The sequence below is a fragment of the Streptomyces sp. AJS327 genome, from assembly GCF_013450295.1.
Taxonomy (GTDB): domain Bacteria; phylum Actinomycetota; class Actinomycetes; order Streptomycetales; family Streptomycetaceae; genus Streptomyces.
This window is the reverse complement of the sequence record NZ_SKBR01000001.1, coordinates 1,685,063-1,709,572: the sequence shown is the minus strand read 5'-3', so window position 1 is coordinate 1,709,572 and position 24,510 is coordinate 1,685,063. Positions and strand designations below refer to the sequence as shown.

Genomic DNA, 24,510 nt, shown 5'->3' with positions numbered 1-24,510 from the left:
GGTGGGGGGACTTCGGGATCCGGCGGGCGACGCGGACGTGCTGACGGCGGCCTTTCCGGCCGGGCTCATCGATGACGTGCGGATCGTCCTGGCGGTCATGCCGGGCGCCGGGTCCCCGCCGATCGCGCCGTTCGAGGTCGAGGTGGAAGGCGAGACGGTCGCCATCCCCACCCGCCTCTACAACGAGGAGCCGGAGACCGGCCCGCGGGGGCGGCTGACCGCCACCCAGCGCGAGATCCTGCACTGCCTCTACTCGCGGCACCACGACGGTCTGGTCCGCCAGCGCCATCTTGAGCGGATCCTGGTGTCTAGGGAGCCGTGGGTGGTTCCGTTCGTCATGCGACTGGCCGGCGAGTACGTACTGGAGATCATCGAGGCCATCAGCCGGGGACTTCCCGGGCTCTCCACCCCGGGGTCGCCCGAGCGCCGCCTCTACGGGGAGTTCATCGCCCGGAACCCGGCGTTCTTCGCCCGCACGGAACGACGCGTGGTCAGCTACTGGTCGTGCAACCACCGCTGGCGGTACGTCACGTTCGGGAGCTACCCCGGCTGCGTCCTGCTGGAGGCGTTCCGGGCGGCCGTGGAGGAGCGGGTGGGCCGGGCGTGGCCACGGCACACGCCGCCCCCGCTGACGGGGACGTAGGCGTGGGCCCGTGTCGTGTGCGCCCGCCGGGGGGCTCAGCCTCCCGGTGACCGTCGGCTGGTGGCGTCGGGGGACTGCGGCGGCGAACCGGGGTGGTGGGCACGGGAGTTGACGGCTCGCGCTCGCCGGGCCGCCCGGCTGCCGTTCAACCAGCCATGTCGAGCAGCAGGTTCGCGGCCACCGACGCCCCGTCGGTGCGGAGCGTGTCCGCCACGGCGGCCGCCCGGACGCGGGTCTCGGGGCGCAGCGCCGTCTCCAGGGCGACCGACAGGGAACGGGTGGTCGGTACCGGTCCGTCGTGCGCCGCGCCGATGCCCAACTCCGCTACCCGGCCAGCCCAGTACGGCTGGTCCGCCAGCTGGGCAACCACCACCTGGGGGGCGCCGGCGCGGGCGGCCGTCGTGGTCGTTCCCGCGCCGCCGTGGTGGACGACCGCGGCCACCCGGCGGAACAGCGCCTGGTGGTTGACCTCGCCGACGGTAAGACGGTCCGGGCCGTCGACGAGCGTCAGGTCCGCCCAGCCGCGCCCGATGACGAGGCGCCGTCCGTGTGCGCGGACCGCCGCGTCGGCCACCTGGGCGATGTCCGTCACGGCGTGCATCGGCATACTGCCGAAACCGACGTACACCGGGGGCGTTCCGGCGTCCAGGAAAGCCAACAGCTCGGCGGGGAGGGGGCGTTCGTCCGGCGGGGTCCACGCGCCGGTCTGGACGACGCCGAGGCCGGGCGTCTCCCGCCAGGGGTCCAGGACGGGGTCCGTCGCCAGCCACGGCTGGTCGCCGATGACGTAGTCGCGAACGTGGGTGACCTGGCGCAGGCCGTGGGCCGCCCGGTTCGTGTGCAGCGCCTCGCCGAACAGCGCGTCGGTGTGCTGGAGGTCCAGCTCCCACAGCGTCCGGTTGTCGGTCGTCTCCGGCGGGAGCGGCCGTCCCGGGTAGGCCAGTGGCCCGCGGTGCGGCGCGGGCAGGGTGAGTTGCTGGAAGGTGACGGATACGGAGGGGACGCCCAGCAGCTCGGCCACGGACAGGGCTCCGGCCGCGGCGGGCAGCATGCCGGTCGCCACCAGCACGTCACAGCCCTCGGCCGCAGCGGGGATCGCCTCGAACTGCCCGGCGATCACCTCGGCCGCGCGCCGGGGCAGGTCCGACGCGGGCGGGGCCGCCCTCGTCCACACCCGTGCCGACTGGCTGACGGGGACCAACGGCACGCCCACACCGTCGAGTCGGCGCGCGGAGTCCTCGTCCGGCGGTGCGCACACCCGCACGTCGGCGCCGCGTTCCCGGAGCCGCACCGCGAGTCCCACCAGCGGTTCGACGTCCCCTCGTGACCCGTAGGTCGACAACAACACGCGCACTTCGCGTCACCCGCTCCATCGGTTCCGGCGCCTGAGTTCCGGCGCCTGGTTTCGGGCGCCTGGTTTCGGGCGCCTGGTTTCGGCGCCGATCGGTGATTCTGGGGCAGACCGGGGATCTTGCCGCAAGCCCCCCGGTGCGCTATACGTTGAGCGTGGCGAGGAGGCGGGTAACCTCCTCGCCTTTGCCGTGGGTTGGCCCCCGCGCCGGACGGTCCACGGGTGACGCGCCGCTCCGGCGGCCGCTTTCGGGGGGGCGGACCGGGAGGTGTGCGACCGGTCACCGTCAGCGGGCGTCGCGGACTGGGCGGGGCGCGGTTCCCACGGATGGGGCTCGTCCGGTCGCCACTCCCCCAACCTCCGTTCCCTCAGGCGTGGTTGCCGGTGTACGTGGCGCGGCGCAGCCATCGGCGGACCACCGCGCCCGTACGCGGGTGAAGCCGTCGGGCCGTCGCGTGGCCGTGGCACACCTGGGCCCGCCCCCCCCCGGCCCGTCTCGCCATCCGCCCGCACCGCCAAGGACGTTGAAACTTTCCCGGCCGGGGCGCGGGTCTCCCAGCTCACGGGCGCGGCAACTGGTTCAGACCACAGGCGGGCCGGGCAGAGTCTTCACGCGGCCCTTACCGTCGAGTATTTATGGCGTGTCTGCATCAAGTACGCAATCCAGGAGGCATACATGCGGAGACCAACCCCCCACCACGGTTTCTACGCGCGTAGGGTCGCCACGGCCACCGGCGTCGTCGGCGCGGCGGTCGCGCTGACCCTCTCGACCGCCGCGACCTCCCTCGCCGCCCCGCCCGTCGAGGAGAAGGGCGAGAAGGGCGAGTACCAGCTCGGCGAGGGCTACATGGGCATCAGCGCCCAGCAGGAGCTGGCGGGCAAGGAGCAGCGCCAGGTCGGCCCGAAGGACACCAGCGGCGTCCAGGGCATCGACGTGTCGCACTACCAGGGCAGCATCAACTGGGGCTCGGTGAAGGGCGACGGCATCCAGTTCGCCTGGATCAAGGCCACCGAGGGCACCACCTACAAGGACCCGAAGTTCAGCGCCAACTACACCGGCGCCTACAACAACAAGGTCATCCGGGGTGCCTACCACTTCGCCCGTCCCGCCTCGTCGAGCGGCTCGGCACAGGCCGACTTCTTCGCGAAGAACGGCGGAGCCTGGTCCGCCGACAACCTCACCCTGCCCGGCGTGCTGGACATCGAGAACGGCTCCAGCTCGCAGTGCCACGGGGTGGGCCAGGCCGCGATGCGCACCTGGATCAACGACTTCTACACCACCTACAAGCAGCGCACCGGCCGTGACATGGTCATCTACACCACGGCCAACTGGTGGAACACCTGCACCGGTAACTGGACCGGCATGAGGGACAAGGCCCCGCTCTGGGTCGCCCACTGGACCACCGGCAGCCCCACCATCCCCTCGGGCTTCCCGACCTGGACCGCCTGGCAGTACACCGATAAGGGCAACATCGGCGGCATCAGCCCCGTCGACCGCAACAAGTTCAACGGCTCGCGGGACCGGCTGCTGGCCCTCGCGAACAACACCACGCTGGCCAACCCCAAGGTCGACGTGGACTAAGCGATTCGCCGCCCCACGGGGCGTGTCGAACCCGGCACCACGGCTCCGGCCGCCTCTCCGGAGAACCCGGTGACACCCGCGACGCCCGGCTCGACGGGGCGACGCGGAGGTCGCCGGGGGACCGCGATGCGGCCGAAGCCGCTCAGCACCTGGCCGGGCGCCTGCGAACCGCGGAGCGTGGGCGCCCGCCGATCGCGGGCGCACCGGCCGCCCCGTGTCCGCCCACCCTCCGTCCGTCCGGGCGGCGCCCCGCCACCGTGTCGCGGGGAGGACCTACTGGAGTTCGCTGAAGCGCTCGACCGCCCGGGTGCGGCCCGCGACGATGATGGTGTCGCGTTCGGTCAGCACGGCGTCAGCGGTGGCGTAGGTGAAGTCCTCGCCCGGGCGTTTGATGGCGACGACGGTGACGTCGTGCCGGGAGCGGATGCCGCTGTCGCTCAGGGGCCGGCCCACCGAGGCGGCCGGTGGCCTCGTCTTGGCCATGGCGAAGTCGTCCTCGAACTCGATGTACTCCATCATCCGGCCACGGACCAGGTGGGCGACGCGCTGTCCCATGTCGTGCTCGGGGTAGACGACGTGGTGGACGCCGAGTTGGCGGAGGATACGGCCGTGGGGCTCGCTGATGGCCTTGGCCCACACGTCGCGGATGCCGAAGGAGATCAGCAGCGAGGCGGTCAGGATGCTGGCTTCCAGATCGCTGCCGACGGCGACGACGGCACGGTCGAACTCGTGGACGGCGAGCTGGCGCAGGGCCTCCTCCTTGGTGGAGTCGGCGCGCACCACGTGGGTCAGGGAACCGGAGAGTGACTGCACGACCTCCGGGTCCTCGTCGATGCCGAGGACCTCGGTCTCCTGGTCGACGAGTTCCAGGGCCACGGCCCGGCCGAACCGGCCCAGGCCGATGACGACGGCGGAGTCGCTCCGGGCGATGCGGCGGGCTTGGGGCTGACGCTTCCTAGCCAATGACGGGTCGCTCCTCAGGCAGGTCGTACATGCGGACGCGGCTACGCAGGGCGAGTGCCGAGGCCACGGTGATCGGCCCGATCCTGCCGATGAACATCAGCACCACCAGCATGATCTGCTGGGCGGCGGGCAGGTCGGCGGTGATACCGGTGGACAGCCCGACGGTGGCGAAGGCCGAGGTGATCTCGAACAGGGAGCGGTCCAGGCTGTGTTCGGTGGAGAGCATCATGACCAGGGTCGTGCTGACGACGGCGGCCATGGACAGCAACACCACGGTGAGCGCCTGGCGTTGGACGTCCCCGGGCAGCCGCCGGTGGAAGATGTTGACCGCGGCCTCACCGCGAATCTCGGCGTACAGGACGAAGAACAGTACGGCGAAGGTAGTGACCTTGATGCCGCCCGCGGTGCCCGCGCTGGCGCCGCCGACGAACATCAGCACGTCCATACCCAGCCAGCTAGCCGGGTTCATCGCGCCGATGTCGACGCTGTTGAACCCGGCGCTGCGCGGCATGACCCCCTGGAACCAGCCGACGAGCAGCTTGCCCGGGGTGTCCAGCGACCCGAGCGTGTCCGGGTTGCTCCACTCGACCGCGGTCACGAACGCGCTGCCGCCGACGAGGAAGACCCCACTCGCCCAGATCACGATCTTGGTGTGCAGGGACCAACTCCGGGGCCTGTGCCAGCGGCGCCGCAGCTCGAACAGGACCGGGAACCCCAGCCCGCCCGCGATGACGGCGAACCCTATGGGCAGGCAGATCCACGGGTCGGTGGCGAAGCCCATCAGACTGTCGGAGTACAGCGCGAACCCGGCGTTGTTGAACGCCGAAACGGCGTGGAAGACGCCCAGCCACACCGCCCGGGGCCAGGGAGTGTCGTAGCCGAACCCGAATCGCAGGGTCAGGGCCAGCGCCGTGACGGCTTCCAGCACCAGGCTGGCCTTGACCACCCCGATGACCACCGCTCGGACGTCGCCCAGCCCCAGCGTCTTGGTCTCCGTCGCCGCGGTGATGCGGGCGCGCAGGCCCATACGCCGCGACACCAGCATGACCAGCAAGGACGCGAAGGTCATGATGCCCAGCCCGCCGAGCTGGATCAGGACCAGGATCACCGCCTGCCCGAAGCCGCTCCAGTAGGTGGGGGTGTCCGCCACCGCCAGCCCGGTCAGGCAGACCGCGGAGGTCGCGGTGAACAGCGACTCCACGAGGCCGGCCCGGCCGGGACCCGAGGTGGCCGAGGGCAGCGTCAGCAGGAGGGTTCCGCAGGCTATCGCCGTGGCGAACCCCAGTACGACGGCCTGCGCGGGATGCCGCAGCCGGGGACGGCGCCTCAGCACGGGAGGCCGTTCCCGAACCACGCGAGGGTCACGTTCGTTCGCACCGCTCGACGATAGCCAATCGTCCGCGCGGTTCGTTCACGGCCTCCAACGAGCCTCGTGCGGGGGTCACGGCGAACGGGACGACACGGGTGCGCGTCCGCCCGGGATTCCCCCCGGTACGTGCGGTGTGCTGGTTCCGGCCGGTGCCCGGCGCCGGGAGGTGCCCGACGACGGCTGCGGAGCGGGGGGTTGGCCCACACTCGCGCTCCGGCCGCGGCTCCGTCGTTCCGTGGGACCGGCCCTCGCCGCGTGCGCGGGGCGTGCCAGGCACTTGGCACCGCGCGCCGCGTCGTCGGTCTCGCCCGCCGTCCGGGGCGGAGCGTCCGCGCGCGACGGCGCCCCCGTCCCGGGGGCGGGGGCGCCGTGCGGTGGGTCGCGTCGGGATCCATCGTCCGTCGTCTCACATGGTGTTGACGATCAGTCCGATGTGGGTGAAGTAGTTCAGCGCGCCGAAGAGGAGGAAGGCCACCCCGGCGATGGTCCAGCAGGCGCCCACGATCCAGACGAGGGGACGGCGGGGGCGTCTCAGCACGAAGGGGAAGAGCACCGCTCCGATGCCGACCAGCACGTACAGGCCGGAGATGAAGCTGGCCTCCAGCATGGGGTGGTCGGCGAACTCACCGGAGATGGGCTCCTCCGGAGGGGCGGCGAAGAGGGTGTACTTCCATCCGGCGGCGGCGATACCGAAGCAGGCCAGGCCCAAGCCGAGGACGAGGAGCGAGATCGGCCCGGTGAGGGTGGCGACGGTCCGCTGGCGGTCGGGGACGGCGTCGAGCGCGGTGCCGCGCTTCCAGAGGAAGAACGCCGCGGCGAGGAGCAACGCCCCGAAACCGAGGGCGGGTTCGCCGAAGATGATGTTGTCGAAGGGGAAGCCCTGCCCGGCCAGCGGCCAGGTGAGCGTCATGTGCAGCCCGGTGAGGAAGAGGAGGAGCCCGAGTGCCCCGAAGGCGAGCGCCCAGCCGTCCGGGACCACGGGCTGGCCCTTCAGGAGCCGGTAGCCCAGCGCCACCACCAGGAGCAGACCGACTCCCGCGGCAAGGGACATGATGGTGTTGTAGGTCGGCATGCGGGTCCAGTCGATCTTCAGACCGTCCTGGGCCGCTGTCAGGAGTGTGCTCATGGACCGAGACAACCGCGCCCGGTTCGGCACCCGGCCCGGAGCCGGGGCGCGCCCGGCCGAAATCACCTGATCGCGTCCGTCCGTTCCGCTGCCCGGCGGTGGACGGCCATCCACCGGACCGCCCACGCCGGGCCGTCCGGCCGCGCGACGGCGAACCGCCCGGTCCCGGGCCGGCGGCGGCACCGACCCGCCGCGCACACACCGGGCCAACTCACGGCGGCGCGGGGGCGGTTGGCCGCAGGGTGCGCGCCGCCGGGGCGACGGATCCTCAGGAGGCGCGGTCGGCGTTGATCGCGTCGACGGCGGACCGGGCGTCACCGAGGTTGGCGAAGTCGACCGCGACGAAGTTCACCGGGCTGTCGCGTTCCGTCTCACAGCGCCGCACCCGCTCCCGCACGTAGTTCTCGGCGTTGACCTCCTCGGCGTCGATCCGGCTGCCGCCGCCGTGCGTGATGAAGTGGTTCAGGAGGAACAGCCGCTTGTCCCGGCCGCCCCGGTTCGGCACACAGCTCATCTCGCCGGGGTTGCTGAAGTCGTACGGCGTCTCCATGCCGTACCGGTAGTAGTTGCGGTACCAGGGCTCCGGTCCGTCCCCGTTCTCCGCGAAGACCACGAGCCGCTTGTCGTCCTCGACCATCTCCCCGAGGGTCGGCCACTCCGCGCCCGGATCGGCGTCCGGGGTGTGCAGCAGCCGCTCGACTCCCGCCTCCCGGAACGCCTTCGCGGTCCGCTCGCCGCTGACGCCGTCCTGGAGGATCAGGGTGAGCACCTCGCCGGGGTGTTCGTCGAGCCAGTCGCCCACCTCGCTCAGGGTCTCGACGAGGGGGACGGCTCCGGCCCGGCAGACCGCGTGGCAGAGCCACAGTCCGGGCTTGACCGGTCCCGTGCGGTCGACGATCCCGCTGATCCGGCGCTGGGTGCCCGGGCCGAAGTCGGAGAGCTTGAGGCGTTTGGTGACCTCGTCGCCGCGTTCCCAGGTGTGCGTGTCGAGGAGCAACGCCCGTGCGCCGTTGTCGAGTTGGGTGGTGATGTCACCGTCCTGGAGCGGGCTGATGAACCGGTCGGCGGTGGAGGACATCGAGTTGTGGGTGGCCAAATACGCGGCCTCGTCGTACCGCAGGTCGCACAGCTCGGCCGAGCCGTTGCAGTAGACGCGCTTCGAGCCCTGCGCGACCGTCGGCAGCAGGGTGGGGCCCAGGACGATGGTGGTGGTGACGACCGCGCCGATACCGCCGAGCGCGACCCGGCGGGTGCGCTGCGTGAGCTTCCGGCCCGCCGCGCGGCGCTGCCACACGACGGCGAAGCCGAACAGCGCGAGGCCGGAGACGAGCGGGACGAGCGCCGCGAGCAGCCCGGCCGAGGCCAGCGAGCGGACACCGGTCCGTTCCAGGTCGGTGACCAGGTTGGCGAGGGACGTCGGCCAGGAGGCGGGCGGGGTCCAGAGCCAGGCGTCGGCCCGCCAGCGGATCGCCAGGAAGATGAGACCGGTCAGCGCGCCGCCCACGGTGAGCAGGGCGCCGAGGCCGCGGAGACGGCGTATCCGGGCGCGCGGGCCGAGGAGCCACAGCAGGGCGACGGCCAGCACACCGACCACCGCGGCGAGCGTCTGCACCAGCCCGAGGGTGATGTGGGTGACGTCCCGCGCGGACTTCAGCGCGCCCGTGTCCATCCCCGAGTCCTGGAGGTCCTCGGCCACGTTCCACGCGCCACCGTCGGTGATCTTGATCAGGTCCTCGCGGGCCGTGTCGCCTCCCGTCCCGGCGGTGCTGCCGGGCAGGTGCGGACCGGCGGCGGCCAGCGCGGTGGCCACGTCACCCACCGCGAGCGACCCCCGGATCTGCGGGCGCAGCTCCTCCCGTTCGCTCTCCGGGACGCTGGACAGCAGCAGCTGGGTCGCCTTCTTGGCCTCGCCGTCGCTGAGCTTCACCCTCGGCAGGTCGGGCTGGCGTCCCGCGGCGACGTCGTCGAGGGCGGTGTCCATCCGGGTGAGGGCCGCGTTCAGGTCGGCCTCGGTGCGCTTCTCGCCGCCGGACACCAGACCGCCCAGGTAGACCTGCGCCAGGTCGTTGAGGTTGGCCAGTACCGGGGTGAGGTCCACCGAGAGGTCGAGGGCGTCGGCGTCCCCCCGCAGGTAGCCGAGGAGCGCGGCGATCTGCGAGTCCGTCAGCTCCCGCACGGTGGCGGGCGGGAGCACGGTCTTGAGGTTGGCGGTCACCACGGGTTCCGGCACCGGGAGCCGCGCCAGCAGGCTGCGCGTGACCGGCTGCGCGCCGGGGTCGACGAGCACCTCGTCGTAGAGCCGGTCGTAGGCCCGCTCCTTGTCCAGGACGCCCTGGTAGAAGCCGGTGCTGAGCACCGTGGCGCGCAGCGTGCCCGCGGTGGCGAGGACGACGACGGAGAGCACCGCGAGTACCCCCGCCACCCTCCGGATCCGGCGCAGCGACCGCGCGTCCCGCCACCGGCCGGGGACCACCGGCGGCACCGGCGGCTCCTGACTGGCCCCGCCGCTCCCGGCCGTTCCAGTCCCGCCAGCCCCCTCCGCCTTCGTGGACTTCCCGGCCTGCCCGGTCGTCCCGGCCTTCGTGGCCTTCGTGGCCTTCGTGGCCTTCCCGCCGCCCCGGCCGTTCTCGGTGCTCTCGCCGTCCCGGGCCTGCTTGGCCTGGTCTGCCCGCTTGGCCTGCTGTGACCGCTTGGCGTCGTCGCCGTCCGGCTGTGTCCCGCTGTCGCGCATCACGTCGTCCTCCCCCGGTGTTCCGTCTCCCGCCGTCCCACCACGCTACCGAGTGGCCGGTTCCGGAGGGTGGCCGCCCGTCGACTCTCTCCCTTCGCTCCAGGTCAGCGAGGTGTTCCGGGGAGGCGGGGAGGATGCGGAACCCGGCGGCCGCCCGGTTACGGGGACCCGTCCCCCTCGGGCGGGACGGCCGGGGAGGACGGGCCGGGGGTCAGGCGGCTTCGGGGAGGGCCCGGGCCTGCACGGTGACCGGGGTGCGGGGCGGGGTCAGCAGCATCCGGGGCTGGATCCGGAACTGCGAGCGCTGGTGGTGGAGATGCCAGCGGGTGAGGATCGTGGACAGGATGATGACGGCGGCGTTCATCGCGAAGGTGTCGCCGATGCACTTGCGGCGGCCCGCGCCCAGCGCGAAGAACGCCTCGCGCTGGGTGGAGGTGGCGCGTTCGGGCGCCCAGCGGTCCGGGGCGAACGCCTCGGGGGACGGGAAGATGCCCGGGTCGCGGTGGAGGGCCCAGGGGCTGATGCCGACGTCGGTACCGGCCGGGATGCTGCCCTCCGCCCAGCGCACCTCGGAGGTGGTGGTCCGGGTCATGAGCCAGACCGGCGGGTAGAGCCGCATGGACTCGGTGAGCACCTGCTGGAGGTAGGGCAGGCGGGCGATGTCGTCGTGGGTGGCCTGGCGGCCCGCGAGGACCTCGTCGAGTTCGGTGGTCAACCGGGCGAGCACCCGGGGGTGTTCGGCCAGCAGCCGCAGGGTCCAGACCAGCGAGCTGGCGGTGGTCTCCAGCGCCGCGCCCACGATCGTCATGGCCTGGTCGGCCATGGCGAGGTCCGGGTCGGGCTCGTTCTCGTAGGCGCGCACCACGTCGGAGAGCAGGTCCGCGTAGGTGCCGTGCCCGGCGCGGTAGCGGGCGAGGACCGGGGCGATCAGGTCACGGCCCTCCGTCCGCACCTTCGCGCAGCGGCGGTTGATGGACAGCGGGAGGCGCGGCAGGAGTCTGCCCGGCATCAGTCCCTGGCGGTACATGACCACGGTGGCTTCCGGGACGAGGTCGCAGATCTGCTTGGTGGTGTTGGTGGTGCCGGGCGCGGCGACCAGCGTGCGGGAGACGATCAGGCTGACGACCTGGCCGATCTCCCGGTCGAGGTCCATCGCCTGGCCCGGCCGCCAGGAGCCGACGACGTCCGCCACCGAGGTGCTGACCGCCGGGCTGTAGCGGGCGAGCCGCAGCGGGTGGAAGGCAGGCTGCATCAGGTGGCGCTGCCGGGTGTGTTCGTGGGCGGGGCAGGTGACCAGGCCGTTGCCCAGCAGGGTGCGCAGGCCCTCGATGACCGGGCCGCCCTTGTCGAAGGCGCGGCTCCCGGTGACCAGCACCCGCCGGGCCAGGTCGGGGCGGGTGACCACGACCATGGGCCGGCTCCAGATCCGGATCTGCGCGAGGGGCCCGTGGCGCTCCAGGCCCTGGAAGAAGGCCAGGGGGGCGCGCGCCATCTGCGGGAGGTGGCCCAGCAGGGGCCAGGCCCCGGGTACGGCGACGGGGTGGGTGTCAGGTCGGTGCATTGCGAACCTCGCGGCGGGGGAGCGTCGTTCCCGGTCTCGGACGGAGGTCGATCCTGACTCTCTCCGGCGGTGGCTGGCCGACCGTGCACGCATAAATTCCCACTTCCGAGTGAGAAAGGGCCGTTTTGGTACGGGCCGGGCCCGAACTCCGCCCACACGAACGGATGACCCGGTGGGTGGGCGGCGGCACCGCCGGGGAGGAGCGCGGCGCGCGGCGGAGGATCACGCCCGGTCAGACGGGGTGTGGTCCACCCCATCCGGTTCTCCCGTCTTCCCTCCCGGTTTCCGCCCGTTTTCCCAATTGCCGCCATGGCGTTGGATACTGCTCGTCCTCCCCGTGGCGCGCGGGCCGGGTGACCGTCCGCACGGCGCTCCCCCGCGCTCGCGCTCTCCCGAGCGGGGCACCCCGCAAGACCGAAAGAGGACGAGTCCCCGACGTGACAGTTCGTGCGAGTCCCCCGTCCGACGAACCGACCGCCTCGGCCCTGGAGGGCCGGTCCGCCACCGCGGCGCAGCGGCTCGGCGAGCACATCCAGGAGCTGTACCCGCCCACCTGCCGCCCGGAGTACGCCCGGGACCTGCTCTGTTGTGACGAGGCGTGGGCCGCGCTGTCCGAGTCGTCCCGGCTGCGCCTCGCGGACCGCCTGCACCACGTGCTGGGTGGGCCGGTCCGCCATCTGCTGGAGGCCGGTGGCCGTCAGTGGCGGCTGAGCATGGTGGTCACCTTCGCCGAGGTGCTCGGCTGCCGTACGGAACAGCTCGACGTCCTGGCGGCCGCGGTGGAGCTGCTGCACACCGGCTCGCTGATCGTCGACGACGTGCAGGACGCCGCCCCGTTGCGCCGGGGCCGGGCGGCCGCGCACGTCGTCTACGGCACGGCCACCGCCATCAACGCGGGCACCAGCGCGTACTTCGCCGTCGACCGGGTCATCCGGCGTATCGCGAGCGACGACGCGGAGCTCCGCGCCGTGCTGTACGACCACTACCTGGGGGCGGTGCGCAGCGCGCACGCGGGTCAGGCGCTGGACATCGAGGGGCACCGGGAGGAGATGGACCGTGCGGTCTACTCCGGCAACGCCGACCAGTTGCGGGAACTGCTGCTGCTGACGCACCAGTTGAAGTCGGGCGCGGTGGTGGGCGCGGCGCTCGCGATGGCCGGGGTGATGGTCAACGCCGACCGGCGTCTCACCGCGGCGCTGTCGTCGTTCGGTACGGCGGTGGGCACCGCCTACCAGATCACCGACGACGTGGCGGATCTGATCGGTGTCCCGCGCACCGGCGCGCTCACCAAGCGGGTGGGCGAGGACCTGTTCAACGGCAAGGTCACCATGCCGCTGGTGTGCGCGGTGGGGCTCGTCCCGGAGCACGACCTCGCGGAGGTGTGGGGCGCGGTCCGGGAGGGCGGCGCCGACCCCTCCACCGTGCGCGCGGCGACCGACCTGCTGATCCGGTACGACGTTCCCGAGCGGTGCCGTTCCGAGGCCGAGACGCTCCTGGACGAGGCGTGGGGGCGGCTGGAGCGGCTGCTGCCGCCGGTGGCGTGCGCGGACTCGCTGCGTGACCTCGCCCACCGGATCGTCTTCACCGGCCGCGTCGCCTGACGGCGCGCCATCCGCCCAACTCCCCGTCCGGAGCCGGGAGTCGCCCGGCCCCCAGGCCGCGCCCACCGGACTGGCCACGGGGTTTCAGGTACCGGGGCCGGGGCGGCGGGGGCTCGCGGCGTGGCGGGCGGACGCGCGGTGCCGGGGCCCGGACGGTGTCCCGACAGGGCGCTCCCCGGTCACCCCAACACGGTGCCGGGGAGTCACCGGAGGGCTCGCCGCCCGGCGGCCAGAGCCGCGAGGTCACCCGTCGCGCCCCTCCAGCCCGGTACCTCCGGGAAGCCCCTGTCGGGGGCGCTGGAAGGCGTACGTGGGTAGGTCGGCGCGGCTCACGTCGAGGCCGTCGAACGCCCGCCGCCAGTTCACACCCACGCCCGCCGCCCAGGCGCGGGAGGCTCCGTCGAGGAACCGGGCGAGACCGCCGTCAGCGCGGCGCAGCGTGCCAACCACCGTGATTTCGCGGCCACTTGACTCCGCCACCTCGGCCACGGAGCCGCCGAGCACGGGATGGGCGCTGATCTCCAGAAAGGCGTAGTGCCCCTCGTCGACGAGGGTGGTGACGGCCTCGTGGAACCGCACGCCGGCGCGCAGGTTGCCGCACCAGTAGGCGGCGTCCAGCTCCGATCCGTTCAGCCTGCCGCCCGTGACGGTGGACACGATTGGCACGCCCGTCGCGCGGGGCGTGACGCCCTCGAACCCGCCCCGCAGTTCGGCCAGCGCGGCGTCCACCCGCGCCGAGTGTGCCGCGTAGTCCACGGGCTCCAGCCACGCGGAGACGTTCCCGGCCACCAGATCCGCGCGCAGCCGCTCCAGGGATTCACGCTCTCCCGACACCACCGTCTGGGAGGGGCTGTTGAGGGCGGCGAACCCGATCCCGCCGCCCACGCGCGCGAGGTGGTCGTGGAGTTCCGAGGCTGGGAGAGCGACGGACAGCATCCCGCCCTTCCCTCCGTGGTCGGCCGCGAGCACCCGCGAGGCGAGCGCCGCGACGCGCGCTCCGTCATCGAGCGAGAGCGCTCCGACGGCGACGGCAGCGGCGATCTCCCCGGGGCCGTGCCCCACGACGGCGGCCGGGCGGACGCCGTACGCCTGCCAGAGACGGGCCAGCGCGACCATCACGGCCCAGGAGAGGGGCTGCGCGACCTCGGCATGGTCCATCCGGCCGTCGAGCACGGTGTGCGGATCCCAGTCCACGTACGGGCGTAACGCCCGGAAGCAGGCGTCGAGCGCCTCGGTGAACGCCCGGGCCTGGCCGTAGAGTTCACGCGCCATACCGGGCCAGTGCGTGCTGTGCCCGGGAAAGACGAACACCGGCCGCGTGCCCGCGCCGGGGACGTCCTCCAGGGACTCCGCGCCGCCGCGAACCACCGGGGTGCCGTGCTCCGAGGCCAACGCCGCGAGCCCCGAGAGCAGTTCACCGCGCTCCGCGCCGAGCAGCACGGCCCGGTAGCCGAACTGCGTGCGGGTGGACGCCAGGGACCAGCCCACGTCCTCCACTCGCGTCCAGGGGCGCTCCCGCAGGTGATGGTAGAGCCGGGCGGCCTGGCCCCGCACCGCCTCGACGCTCTTCCCGGAGAAGATCCAGGGCAGTGTCCGGGCCGCCGCCCCCGCGCCGCCGGCTCCCCCGGCCCCGGTGGTTCGGGCCGCCGCGAGGTGCCAGTCGCCGTCGTGCCCGGGGGACCGGGCCTCGGGAGCTTCCGGGCGGCCGGGCCCTGGGCCGTCCTCCCGGCCCGTACTCCGGTGTGGGCCTCGAGAGTTCGCCGACGCGCCACGCTGGGTGGAGCCCCGGGAGCGTCGTGGTGGCCGGCCGCCGTACGGGGCACGGAGGACCGTCCGGAGGAGGCCGAGGATTCCGCTGGTCTCCTCCACGCGCGTGGAGGAACCGGAAAGGCCCACCAGAAGAGGGGCGGCGGTCCACGACGCGGTGGGGGCCAGCCTGGGACCCGCTCCCGCCGGAGTGAGCACCGGCGCCTCCGCGCCGCGACGCCGCCCGGCCGACGGCACGAACGCCCGAGCGGGGGCCGGGTGATGGGACGGGCGCGCGCCCCGCGCCGGAACCGGAGGGCCCGTCGCGGCGACGGGCTGGTGTTCCCGGCCGCCGCGCAGGACGGCGTACACCGAGTCGCGGTCGGCCCGTGCCCGCTCCAGCGTCTTCAGGAACAGCATGCCGCCGTGGGGTGCGCCGGCGCGCCGGCGCACCTCGCCGACGAGCGCGGCCGTGACCTCGCCCGCGCTCAGGGCGGCTGCCGCCAGCCGCACGCCCAGCAGCGTGGACGGCTCTCCGGCGCCGAGGGTGAGCCGGGGGCCGCTGAGCCGCAGTGCCTGGGCGACCAGGTGCGCCGGGGAGGCGCGGTGGGTCTTCGAGTCGGCGGCAGGCGGGTGTCCCGGCTCCAGCGCCATCCGGACGTCGTCCCAGTGGGCGGCCACGTGGACGGCGATCCTGGAGCCCCGGAGCGCCGCCGGAACGACGGCGGCGTCCTCCAGCGCCTCCCAGGCGAGTTCGAGGAGCACCCCCGACAGGGGGTCCATGGTCGCGGCCTCGCGTGGGCGGATTCCGAAGAACGCGGCGTCGAATCCGTCCGCGTGCTCGGACGCGCCAGTGTGCGGCGCCGTCCCGGTCTCCCCGGCCGCCGATGCCGGGGTGGGCGAGAGCCCGGACCGGGTGTGGCGCCCGTCCAGCGGCCGCTCCCGGATGTCATGAGGTGAGTGGGTGCCCGGGAGGCGGCAGGCCACGCCGACCACGGCGATCGGGGTCCTGCCGGCGCGGTCCCCACCACGGTCCGCACCGGGTCGGTGACCTGTGTGCGCCCCCCTCGGACTGTCGACCGTCATACCCCGCTCCCCACTCCCGCTCCGGCGCCTGCCACACCACGCCGCGCGGATGGCGCGGCACCCCAGATCGCGGTCCCGATTGTGCGAGGAGCGGCGCTCGGTCCCCCCTGAGGTCGGCCCCGGCACCACCCCAGACACGGGCGGGCGGGTGCGCCTCGGCGGTGGGCGGCGGGGTGGTGGAGGCGTGGGAGCGGCCGTGCCGGGGCACCCGGGGGGTGTCCGCGAGACACGGGAGATGACCTATGACCACACGAGACACCGCGGCGGCCCTGCTCGACGGATACGGGCGGACCTACGCCGAGGAGGCGGGCGTCCGGCTGCGTGACACCCCACAGCCCCTGTACCAGCTGCTGGTGCTGAGTCTGCTGCTCAGCGCCCGGATCCGCGCCTCGGTCGCCGTGGCCTCGGCGCGGGCGCTGTTCGCCGACGGGCTGCGCACTCCGCGGCGGATGCGGGAGGCGACCTGGCAGCGGCGGGTGGACGCGCTCGGCAGGGGCGGGTACCGGCGCTACGACGAGCGCACCGCCACCCAACTAGGCAGCGGGGCGGCGCTGTTGGAGGAGGAGTACGGCGGCGACCTGCGGCGGCTGCGCGCCGCGGCCGGGGGCGACGTCGGCGCGCTCCGCGCGGGGCTGCGACGGGTGCCGGGGCTCGGGCCCGTCGGGGTGGACATCTTCCTGCGCGAGGCGCAGGCGGTCTGGCCGGAGGCCGCTCCGTACCTGGACGCGAAGGCGCTCCAGGGGGCGGAGCGACTGCGGCTGCCGACCGACCCGGCGCGGCTGGCCCGGCTGACCGACGGGCACGGCCCGGAGGAGCTGGCGGCGGCCCTCGTGCGGGCGGCGCTGCGGGAGGACGTGGCGCGGGACGTGCTGACGCGCGTCTGAACGCCGCCGTGGTGCGCCCCCACCAGCGCGGGGGCGCACCACGTGGAACCGGCGACCGGGTGGGCGGTGCCGGGTCAGCGGGACCGGTTCCCGGGGTGGCTAGCGGGCGCGGCAGCTGGCGCAGCACCGAGCGCCGCCGTGCTCGCCCGCGAGCACCCCCTTGAGTTCCTCGCGTGAGGTGATGCCGAGCTTCCGGTAGGCCCGGTTCAGGTGCCACTCGACGGTCTTGATGGTGACGAACAGGGCGTGCGATATGTCCCGGTTACTCTTGCCCTCGGTGGCGAGCTGGGCCACCCGGCGCTCCTGGGAGGTCAGTCCGTCCACCCCGGTGGCCTCGGTGACCCGCACGCGCACCCCCATCGCCGACAGCTCCGCCCGGGCCCCCTTCACCAGGGCCCAGGCGCCGCAGGCTCGGGCGAGCTCCATCCCCCGGGTGAGGGTGTCGCGGGCCTGGGAGAGACGCCCGGCGGTCCGCTGCGCGGCGCCGAGGTCCAGCAGGGTCCCGATGTGGTCGAGGCGCGCGCCCGTCCGCTCCAGGATGTCGGCCGCCTCCTCCAGCAGTTCGACGCCCCGCTGCTCCGGGGTGGTCAGCCCGGCGACCCGCAGGGCTCCGCCGATCACCCGGGGGGCGCCGAACTCGCGGGCCTGGAGCAGTCGCGCGTCGACGAGTTCGGCGGCCTCGGCCGTGCGGCCGGCCCGTCCGAGGACGACGGCGGCCTCGCTGGCGTAGGCCAGCGCGGGGTGGGCGAGCTGGTGGGCCTCCAGGAGCTTCCGGCCCTGGACGAACGCCTCGACGGCCGCGTCCTGGTCCCCCAGCGCCGCGTGCAGCCGCCCCTGGGCGAAGAGGAACGGCGAGTAGAGCAGGGTGTGTTTGCCGGGCTCGTGGCACTCGTACTGGTGGAGCAGCGCACGCGCGGCGGTCAGCTCCTGCCGGGCGATGAGCGTCTCGGCCAGGGCGGACACGGCGAACGCGGTGACCGAGCCCGCGACGTTCGCGTGGGTGATCCGGTCCAGCACGTTCCGGGCGTCGCTCTCGGCCTCGGAGAGCCGCCCGGTCTGGAGGCGCACCCAGGAGCGCAGGCAGTAGGTGGCGTCGACGACGAGGGACATGCCGCGCGCCGAGACCTCCTCCAGGACCAGGGTGAGCAGCCGGTCCGCCTCGGCGAGCCGGTCGCACTGGACCAGGACGAAGGCGACCAGGCACCAGGCGTGCGCGCCCAGGTCGTGCAGGTGGAGCCGGACCCCCTCACTGAACGCGCCCTTGATCATCTCCTCGACGGTGGAGAGCACGTCGATGACCGGCTCGCCCTGCCGCAGCGCCTCCAGGGCCTGTTCGGCGGTGAGCAGCTGGCGCAGGCCGGGGTCGACCGCCGCGCTCCCGCCCAGGCTGCGCAGTTGCAGCTGGGCGAGTGGGCGGAGGTCGGGGGTGGGCTGCGCGGTGGAGAGCAGCGCGGCGTCCAGCATGTTGGTGAGGGCGACGTCGTCCTCGTCGACCTCCTTGCGGAGCAGCTCCAGCAGCGGCGCGGCGTCCTCGTTGCGGGCGGTGACCGCGAGGGCGGCGACCAGCTCCAGCCCGACCTTGCGGCGGGCCGTGGGGTCGTCGCTGAGTTCCATGGCCTGGTAGAGGTGGTCCAGCGCCTCCGGCTGGTGGCCACGGAGTTCGGCCCGGCCGAGGTCGACGAGCACCTCCGCGCGCTCGCGCGGGGTGAGCGACTCCTGGAGGGCCCGCCGCAGGTAACCCACGGCCACGGTGTCGCGCCGGTCGCCGACGGCCCGCTGGGCCGCCTTGCGCAGGACGGCGACGGCCTCGGAGTTGCCCCCGACCGGCGCGCGCAGCAGGTGGTCGGCGATCTCCGCGATCGGCGCGGCGGCCTCGGCCAGCACCCGCGCGGCCCGGGTGTGCCCCTGGTTCCGGGCGCTGAGGGGCAGGTTCTGGTAGATCGCGGTGCGGGCGACGGGATGGACGATGCGCGGCGGCAGGTCTGAGGCGAGCAGACCCACGTCGGCGAGCGCGCCGAGCGCCTCGGGGACCGCCGACTGGTCGAGTCCGGCCACGTCGATGGCGTGTTTGAGGTCGGCCTCGGTGCCCAGCACCGCGACCGCCTCCACCAGTGCCGTTGCGGTGGGTTGCAGGCCGCTGAGCTGACGCAGCACCCGGCGCACCACCTTGGGCGGGGCGAGGTCCGCGACGGCGCTGGCGGGCAGGTCGGGCCGGTCCAGTCGCGCGGTGCCGATCTCGTCCACCAACTCCCGCAGCAGGAAAGGGATTCCGCCGGTGGACGCGTAGCAGGCGGGGGCGTAGCGCGTGGCGGCCGAGTCGCCGAGCGTCTCGGCGAGGTAACCGCGGACGGCCGTCTCGCTCAGCGGTTCCAGCCGCAGCAGGTGCGCGGCGGGGTGCGCCACGATCGCGCGGGTGATCTCGGCCTGCCGCCCGCGCTCGGCCGGATCGGTGCTGATCGCGAGGAGCAGCGGACGGTCGTCCAGCCGGGCGGTGAGGTAGTGCAGGAAGCGCAGGGAGGGCTGGTCGACCCAGCGGATGTCGTCGATCAGCAGCGCGACGGGGCGGAGTTCCGCGATGTGCGCGCAGAGCCAGTACAGCCCGTACAGGTGGGAGTGCTGGCTCTCGGTCTCGTCACCGAGCGGGTCCTGGGCGCCGTAGTCGAAGAGTGGCGCGGCGAGCCGGGCGGGTCCGCGGAACACGCGCCGGCGTTCCTCCTCGGTGACGGAGGTCAGCCAGCCCTCGAAGAGCTGGCGCACCACGCCGTAGGAGAACCCGCTCTCGAACTCGATGCTGCGGGCCTGGAGGACGGTGAACCCCTTGCGGGTGGCGCTGTCCCGCAGTGAGGTGAGGACGGTGGTCTTTCCGTGCCCCGACGGCCCCTCCACGACGAGGAGTTGGCCGTTCCGCTGGAGGCAGCTCCGGATCGCGCCATCGGTGATGCGTAGTTCACGGTCTCGTTCGATCAGCACAGGGTCTTCTGTACTCATGTGTCGTTCTTACCTCTTCTGGTCCGGTGAGTCGGACCCGCCGCGGTACATGCCCCTTTTCCTCCCCGCTGGGGACCCGTGCCGGATCGGGCCTTCGCGCCCTACCGGACGTCAGGTGACGGTATGCCAGTTCCCGGTACCAGCGGGTCAGTTGAGTCAGGTGCGACGTCGATGGCCCGGTGAACGGTTGCTTCCGGGGCGCCACCGCGCGCGGGTGGCGCCCCGAACGCCCGTGGTCTCAGGTGGTCCCGGAGGTGATCGCGGCCAGGCGGTCGAGGACCCGCTCGGCCACCGCGTCCCACTGGGTGTTGAGGTAGAAGTGGCCGCCGGGGAGCACGTGCAGCGCGAACTCGCCGCGGGTGTGGTCGGCCCACCGTCGGACGTCCTCCACCGGCGCCCGGTCGTCGGCGTCTCCCACCAGGGCGGTGACCGGGCAGCGCGGCTCGGTGCCGGGCTGGTGCCGGTAGGTCTCGATGGCCCGGTAGTCGGCGCGGAGCGACGGCATGATCATACGCACCACCTCCTCGTCCCGGAGCAGGCCGGGGTCGGTGCCGGTGAGGCGCCGCACCTCCTCCAGCACCCCCTGGTCGTCGCGGAGGTGCACGGTGTCCTCCCGCACGACGGACGGCGCCCGCCGCCCGGAGACGATCAGGGCCAGCGGTGGGGTGGCGGTGCGCTCCTCCAGCCGCCGGGCCACCTCGTAGGCGAGGACGGCGCCCATACTGTGCCCGAAGAGCACCAGCGGCCGGTCGGTCCAGGAGGTGAGCCGCGCGAACACCTGGTCCGCCAGGGCGTCGAGGGAGTCGACGGGCCGCTCGCGCAGCCGGTCCTGACGGCCGGGGTACTGCACGGCCCGCACGTCCGCCGCCCGCCCCAGCCGGGTGGCGAGCGGGTGGTAGGCCGAGGCGGAACCACCGGCGTGCGGGAAGCACAGCAGGCGCGGGACGGCGTCCACCGGATCGGCCGCGAAGCCCCTGATCCACTGGCTGTGCTGGTCACCGGGGTGCGGCATGGGTGTCACTCGCTCCTTCTTCTCTGAGCTGAACGGTTGTGCTGAGTTGGACGGCCGTGTGAGCTGGATGGCCGTGCTGGGCTGGGTGGCCGCCGGGGCCCGGCCCGCGCCTCGGCGGCCGTCCACCGGTGGGGGCCCACCCTGGCTGGGGTCTTCCCCGGGGGCGCGACCCCTGGCGCGATTCTCGACTCCGGGGTCGTCCGCCTCCCGAGGGGAGAGCCCCGGCCGCCACCCCAGCCCGGGGGCGGCTACCGGGGTGCGGAAACGGCGGGCCCGGTGGTCCTCCTGGGGTCAGTACCGGGACAGCGAGTGGGCCAACTCCGCGCGCGAGGCGATCCCGAGCTTCCGGTAGACCTGGCTGAGGTGCCACTCGACGGTCTTGACAGTGACGAACAGGATGCGGGCGATCTCGTGGTTCCGCTTCCCCCCGGCCGCGAGTGCGGCGACCCGGTACTCGCGCGGGGTGAGCCCCGGAGGCGGCCCGGTCCGGGCCGGCTCACGGAGCCGCACGCCCATCGCGGCCAGATCCTCACGAGCCCGTTTGACGTAGTGAACGGCTCCCGCGCTCTCCGCCAGGTCCACGACGACGCGCAGGTGCTTTCGGGCGCGCGCGAACTGCCCGTTGCGCCGCAGCTCCGAGCCGAGGTGGAGCAGGATCTCCACCCGGCTCATCACGGCGGAGGAACCCTCAAGTACCCGTGCGGCCTCCTCCAGGTACGCGACGCCTTCCGGCCCCCGCATGGTGAGCCCGAAGGTCGCCAGTCCCCGGCCCAGAACGGTCGCCCCACCGAACCGTCTGGCCTCGTCCAGGAAGGAACCGGCGATCCGCCGCGCCTCGGCGTGGCGGCCCAGCATGGTGAGCCCCCTCGCCTTGGCCGCGGCGGGGCTGAACGCCGGGCTGATCAGCCCGGCCTGTCCCAGCCTCTCGATGACGTGCGTGAAGTCCCGTACAGCCGCCTCGACTTCACCCTTCCCCATCCGTATTCGCCCACGCGCGATCACGCACATGAGCGGTTCGGTACGACGGGAGGTCGATTCGCGGGCGACCCCCTCCCGTGCGAGTACTCCCGCCGCCAACTCCGGCTGCCCCCGTAGCCGCAGCAGCTCCGTCAGGGTGTAGGTGGCGTAGGGCCGGATCATGGAACGTTCGGGCGTGTCATCCTCGCGCAGAAACGCGGCGGCGTCGCTCTCCGCCTCGGACAGCATGCCCCGTGCGAGGTTCACCATCCCACGCAACGCCCGCAGATCCGTTGAGCGCGCGTCGAACCCCCGGGACACCGCGTGCTGGATGGTGTCGTCCAGCACCGTCCGGGCATCGGACAGCCGACCACAGCAGTGCAGGGAGAAGGCAAGTGGCCACACGACCTCCGAGGGGTCTTCCACCACCTCCGGGAAGGGCCAGGCGCGGGCGAGGGCCTCATCGCAGAGAGCCTCCACCTCCTGCCCGGACTTCCCACTGAGCAACGCCTGGAGGGCCCTTCTCGCCAGACCGGTCAAGGTGGAACCCATGGAGCCAGGGCCCTCGATCGGCTCTCGGTCCCGGAGCTCAGCGCCCCGGGTCCCCCTGTCAGCCTTGTCAGGGAGCATCTGCTCCAGCAGGACCAACTCGGATTGCAGACATAAGGCCAACTCCTCGTCGACCTCCCGCACATCGTCGTGCGCGGTCCGGAGCACCTTCATCGCGGACTCGAAGCAGGCGGCCTCGCTGAGTTCCCGTCCCAGATGCAGCGCGACCCTGGCCCGCGCGATGGGCTCTTCCGTCAGCTCCAGTGCACGGGTGAGGTGCTCGATGGCGCCGGGCTCACCGAGACGCGCCTCGGCCTCACCCAGCCCAGCGAGCAACTCGGGGAGGGCCTCATCCTGAACCGACTCCCGCAGCGCTCGGCGGAAGAGAGCGAGGGCGAGGGAGTGGTCCGCTTCGTGCAGGGCGGTCGTGGCGGCGGCGACGAGGATACGCGCGGTACGGCCATCGTCGTTGACCGGAGGGGCGTGCAGCAGGTGCTGGGCGACGCGTTCCGGCGGGGCGGCCGCCTCGTCCAGGGACTGCGCGGCGGACCAGTGCACCCGGTAGCGGAAGGACTGCGGCAATTGCTCGTAGAGCGCGTTGCGGACGACCGGGGAGGTGAAGCGCAAGGGCGAGTCAGGAGAGATGATGCCCAGGTCACGCAGGGCGGCGACCCCGTCTTCGGCCGACTGGTCACCGAGTCCGGCCAACCCGGCCAGTTGACTGACACCGCTGGCAGCCTCCAGGACCGCGAGGGCCGAGGCCAACTCCAGGGCGGCACTGGCTCGTTCAGCCGGAGCGCACTGGATCCAGTCCTGCACGGCGCGGGCGACGGCCCGCGGCGCGGCTCGCGCGATGACGTGGGGATCCCGGAGGGCCTCGTCACCGTGCTCCTGGCGTACCTCGGTGACGAGTTCACGTAAGAGGAAGGGATTACCGGATGTCATCCGATAGAGGGCACGTACCGCCTCGGGCTCCAGAGACACACCGGCGTGCGTGCCGAGGACGTCCGTCACGGCCGTCTCGGTGAGAGGTCCCACGGGAAGACGCAGCGGAGATACCACATCGAGAGAGGCCCGCGCGTCGGCCAGTTGCCGATCGCCACGGGTGTCGACGGCGGAGGCGCAGCAGAGAACCGGAAGCTCCTCCAGCCGACTGCCGCTATGACGCAGGAAACGCAGGGACGCCTCGTCAGCCCAGTGCAGGTCGTCGATCAGTAGCACCACGGGTGCGGCACTGGAGAGATTGACGATCAGCTGATGGAGTCCGCGCCGGACCGGCTCCTCCCATTCTGGATCTCCCGTTCCCAGCTCCCCCACATCACCTACGTCTGACTGTTCCTGATAGTCGAACAGTGGCGCGGCCAACACTGCTTGTCCATCCAGGAGGGCAGCGCGCTGTTCGGCGGTTACGGCGGCGAGCGTCTCCTCGAAGAGCTGTCGCACAATACCGTAGGGGAAACCGGACTCGAACTGACTACCTTTTGCACGCAGCACGACGAACCCCTCACGCTCCGCGGAACTTCGGACCGAGTTGAGCAACGCGGTCTTTCCAGTACCGAAAGCGCCCTCTACGAGAACGAATCCGCCCCTGCTGTCCTTCCCGGAACGCAACCTGGTGTCCAGGAACTGAATGTGGTGGCGTCGCTCGATGAGTCGCGAGGGATCACATCGCACGGCAGATTCCTGCTGCATGATAATGAATCGCCTATCTACTCAGACTGAACACAGCCTGAATCGTCATACGCGACCAGCAAGCGGAACCGGTCGCGCCCGTACTCTTACCTCAACCTGAGATGCGCACCGCCATGACTCCTGATAAGCCCCCAACATTGATTGACTCACGGGACGAGTGAGATCGGGACGGATACGCTGTCAGAAATACGTCGGATTCCAGGGTTCACATCATCCGTCGCCGACACCACGTCCCAGCGATCCGAGGGTAAGTGGATCATTAACCCCGCGATTGCCGCGCCCCCTCGGGTCAACTCCCGGCTCAGGCTAGCTCATCTTTCGCTCAGACGGGACTGCCGTTACAGGAACGGAAGTTACTGAATGGTTGCTCAATCAGGTCCGGAACAGCACCTTCGGCACGCCGACACGCGAGCGACGTCCGTTCCGGGAAGAACCGCCTCGTCGAGAAACAGCGAAAGCCCGCACACCTCAATACCGGACCCCAGTAGAAAGGGCCAGGGGAATGGCAGGGGCGAACCCCTGGGGTCAAATCTATCTTCACAACAGCACCCCGTGTCCGGGGAGGGCGGGCTCGGCCAGCATTTCACTGACCCACTCGTGGTCAGCCGGGTGACCTCAATCCGGGAACACCGGGACGTCCGCGAGTCATTCGCTGTCCCCATTCGGCTA

Annotated in this window: 14 protein-coding genes; 4 read left to right on the top strand and 10 right to left on the bottom strand. The window is 72.6% G+C overall.

Annotated features, from left to right (window positions below):
* The first annotated feature begins 1 nt into the window (after position 1).
* Positions 2-643 carry a hypothetical protein gene (locus E0L36_RS06890; protein WP_180927919.1) on the top strand — a complete coding sequence of 214 codons (642 nt, stop codon included), beginning with the start codon at positions 2-4 and terminating at the stop codon, positions 641-643.
* Positions 644-788: 145 nt separating this feature from the next.
* On the opposite strand, the gene E0L36_RS06885 is transcribed toward E0L36_RS06890, so the two are convergent.
* A complete protein-coding gene (locus E0L36_RS06885; protein WP_308416708.1) occupies positions 789-1,991 on the bottom strand; it encodes a glycosyltransferase in 1,203 nt (400 codons plus the stop codon).
* A 679-nt stretch (positions 1,992-2,670) separates the two neighbouring features.
* Here E0L36_RS06885 and E0L36_RS06880 point away from each other — a divergent pair.
* The gene (locus tag E0L36_RS06880) at positions 2,671-3,576 is read left to right on the top strand and encodes a GH25 family lysozyme (RefSeq protein ID WP_180927917.1); all 906 of its coding nucleotides are present in this window, start codon (positions 2,671-2,673) and stop codon (positions 3,574-3,576) included.
* A gap of 273 nt (positions 3,577-3,849) precedes the next feature.
* Here the strand turns inward: E0L36_RS06880 and E0L36_RS06875 are convergent, their stop codons facing one another.
* The 5 genes from E0L36_RS06875 to E0L36_RS06855 all read right to left on the bottom strand — a co-directional run bounded on the left by E0L36_RS06875 (position 3,850) and on the right by E0L36_RS06855 (position 11,326).
* Positions 3,850-4,539 carry a TrkA family potassium uptake protein gene (locus E0L36_RS06875; RefSeq protein WP_219636120.1) on the bottom strand — a complete coding sequence of 230 codons (690 nt, stop codon included), beginning with the start codon at positions 4,537-4,539 and terminating at the stop codon, positions 3,850-3,852.
* A complete protein-coding gene (locus E0L36_RS06870) occupies positions 4,532-5,872 on the bottom strand; it encodes a potassium transporter TrkG (RefSeq protein ID WP_308416655.1) in 1,341 nt (446 codons plus the stop codon). The genes E0L36_RS06875 and E0L36_RS06870 overlap by 8 nt, the downstream gene beginning before the upstream one ends.
* Positions 5,873-6,314: 442 nt before the next feature.
* Positions 6,315-7,034 (bottom strand): DUF981 family protein, encoded by a 720-nt coding sequence (locus E0L36_RS06865; protein ID WP_180927916.1) that lies wholly within the window; start codon positions 7,032-7,034, stop codon positions 6,315-6,317.
* A 268-nt stretch (positions 7,035-7,302) separates the two neighbouring features.
* On the bottom strand, positions 7,303-9,765 hold the full coding sequence (locus tag E0L36_RS06860) for a PI-PLC domain-containing protein (RefSeq protein ID WP_258016071.1): 2,463 nt from the start codon (positions 9,763-9,765) through the stop codon (positions 7,303-7,305).
* 211 nt (positions 9,766-9,976) lie between these two features.
* Complete coding sequence (locus E0L36_RS06855; protein ID WP_180927915.1) at positions 9,977-11,326, bottom strand: cytochrome P450; 1,350 nt, start codon at positions 11,324-11,326, stop codon at positions 9,977-9,979.
* Positions 11,327-11,763: 437 nt separating this feature from the next.
* Here E0L36_RS06855 and E0L36_RS06850 point away from each other — a divergent pair, with 437 nt between their 5' ends.
* Complete coding sequence (locus tag E0L36_RS06850) at positions 11,764-12,927, top strand: polyprenyl synthetase family protein (protein WP_180927914.1); 1,164 nt, start codon at positions 11,764-11,766, stop codon at positions 12,925-12,927.
* A gap of 243 nt (positions 12,928-13,170) precedes the next feature.
* On the opposite strand, the gene E0L36_RS06845 is transcribed toward E0L36_RS06850, so the two are convergent.
* A complete protein-coding gene (locus tag E0L36_RS06845; protein WP_180927913.1) occupies positions 13,171-15,669 on the bottom strand; it encodes a type I polyketide synthase in 2,499 nt (832 codons plus the stop codon).
* A 332-nt stretch (positions 15,670-16,001) separates the two neighbouring features.
* Here E0L36_RS06845 and E0L36_RS06840 point away from each other — a divergent pair, with 332 nt between their 5' ends.
* Complete coding sequence (locus E0L36_RS06840; RefSeq protein WP_180927912.1) at positions 16,002-16,643, top strand: endonuclease; 642 nt, start codon at positions 16,002-16,004, stop codon at positions 16,641-16,643.
* Positions 16,644-16,742: 99 nt separating this feature from the next.
* Here E0L36_RS06840 and E0L36_RS06835 read toward each other — a convergent pair whose 3' ends face one another.
* The 3 genes from E0L36_RS06835 to E0L36_RS06825 all read right to left on the bottom strand — a co-directional run bounded on the left by E0L36_RS06835 (position 16,743) and on the right by E0L36_RS06825 (position 23,823).
* The gene (locus E0L36_RS06835; RefSeq protein ID WP_180927911.1) at positions 16,743-19,631 is read right to left on the bottom strand and encodes a LuxR family transcriptional regulator; all 2,889 of its coding nucleotides are present in this window, start codon (positions 19,629-19,631) and stop codon (positions 16,743-16,745) included.
* 238 nt (positions 19,632-19,869) lie between these two features.
* On the bottom strand, positions 19,870-20,643 hold the full coding sequence (locus E0L36_RS06830) for a thioesterase II family protein (protein WP_180927910.1): 774 nt from the start codon (positions 20,641-20,643) through the stop codon (positions 19,870-19,872).
* Positions 20,644-20,934: 291 nt separating this feature from the next.
* Entirely contained in the window at positions 20,935-23,823 is a 2,889-nt protein-coding gene (locus tag E0L36_RS06825) for a LuxR family transcriptional regulator (RefSeq protein WP_180927909.1), read from the bottom strand.
* Positions 23,824-24,510: the final 687 nt, after the last annotated feature.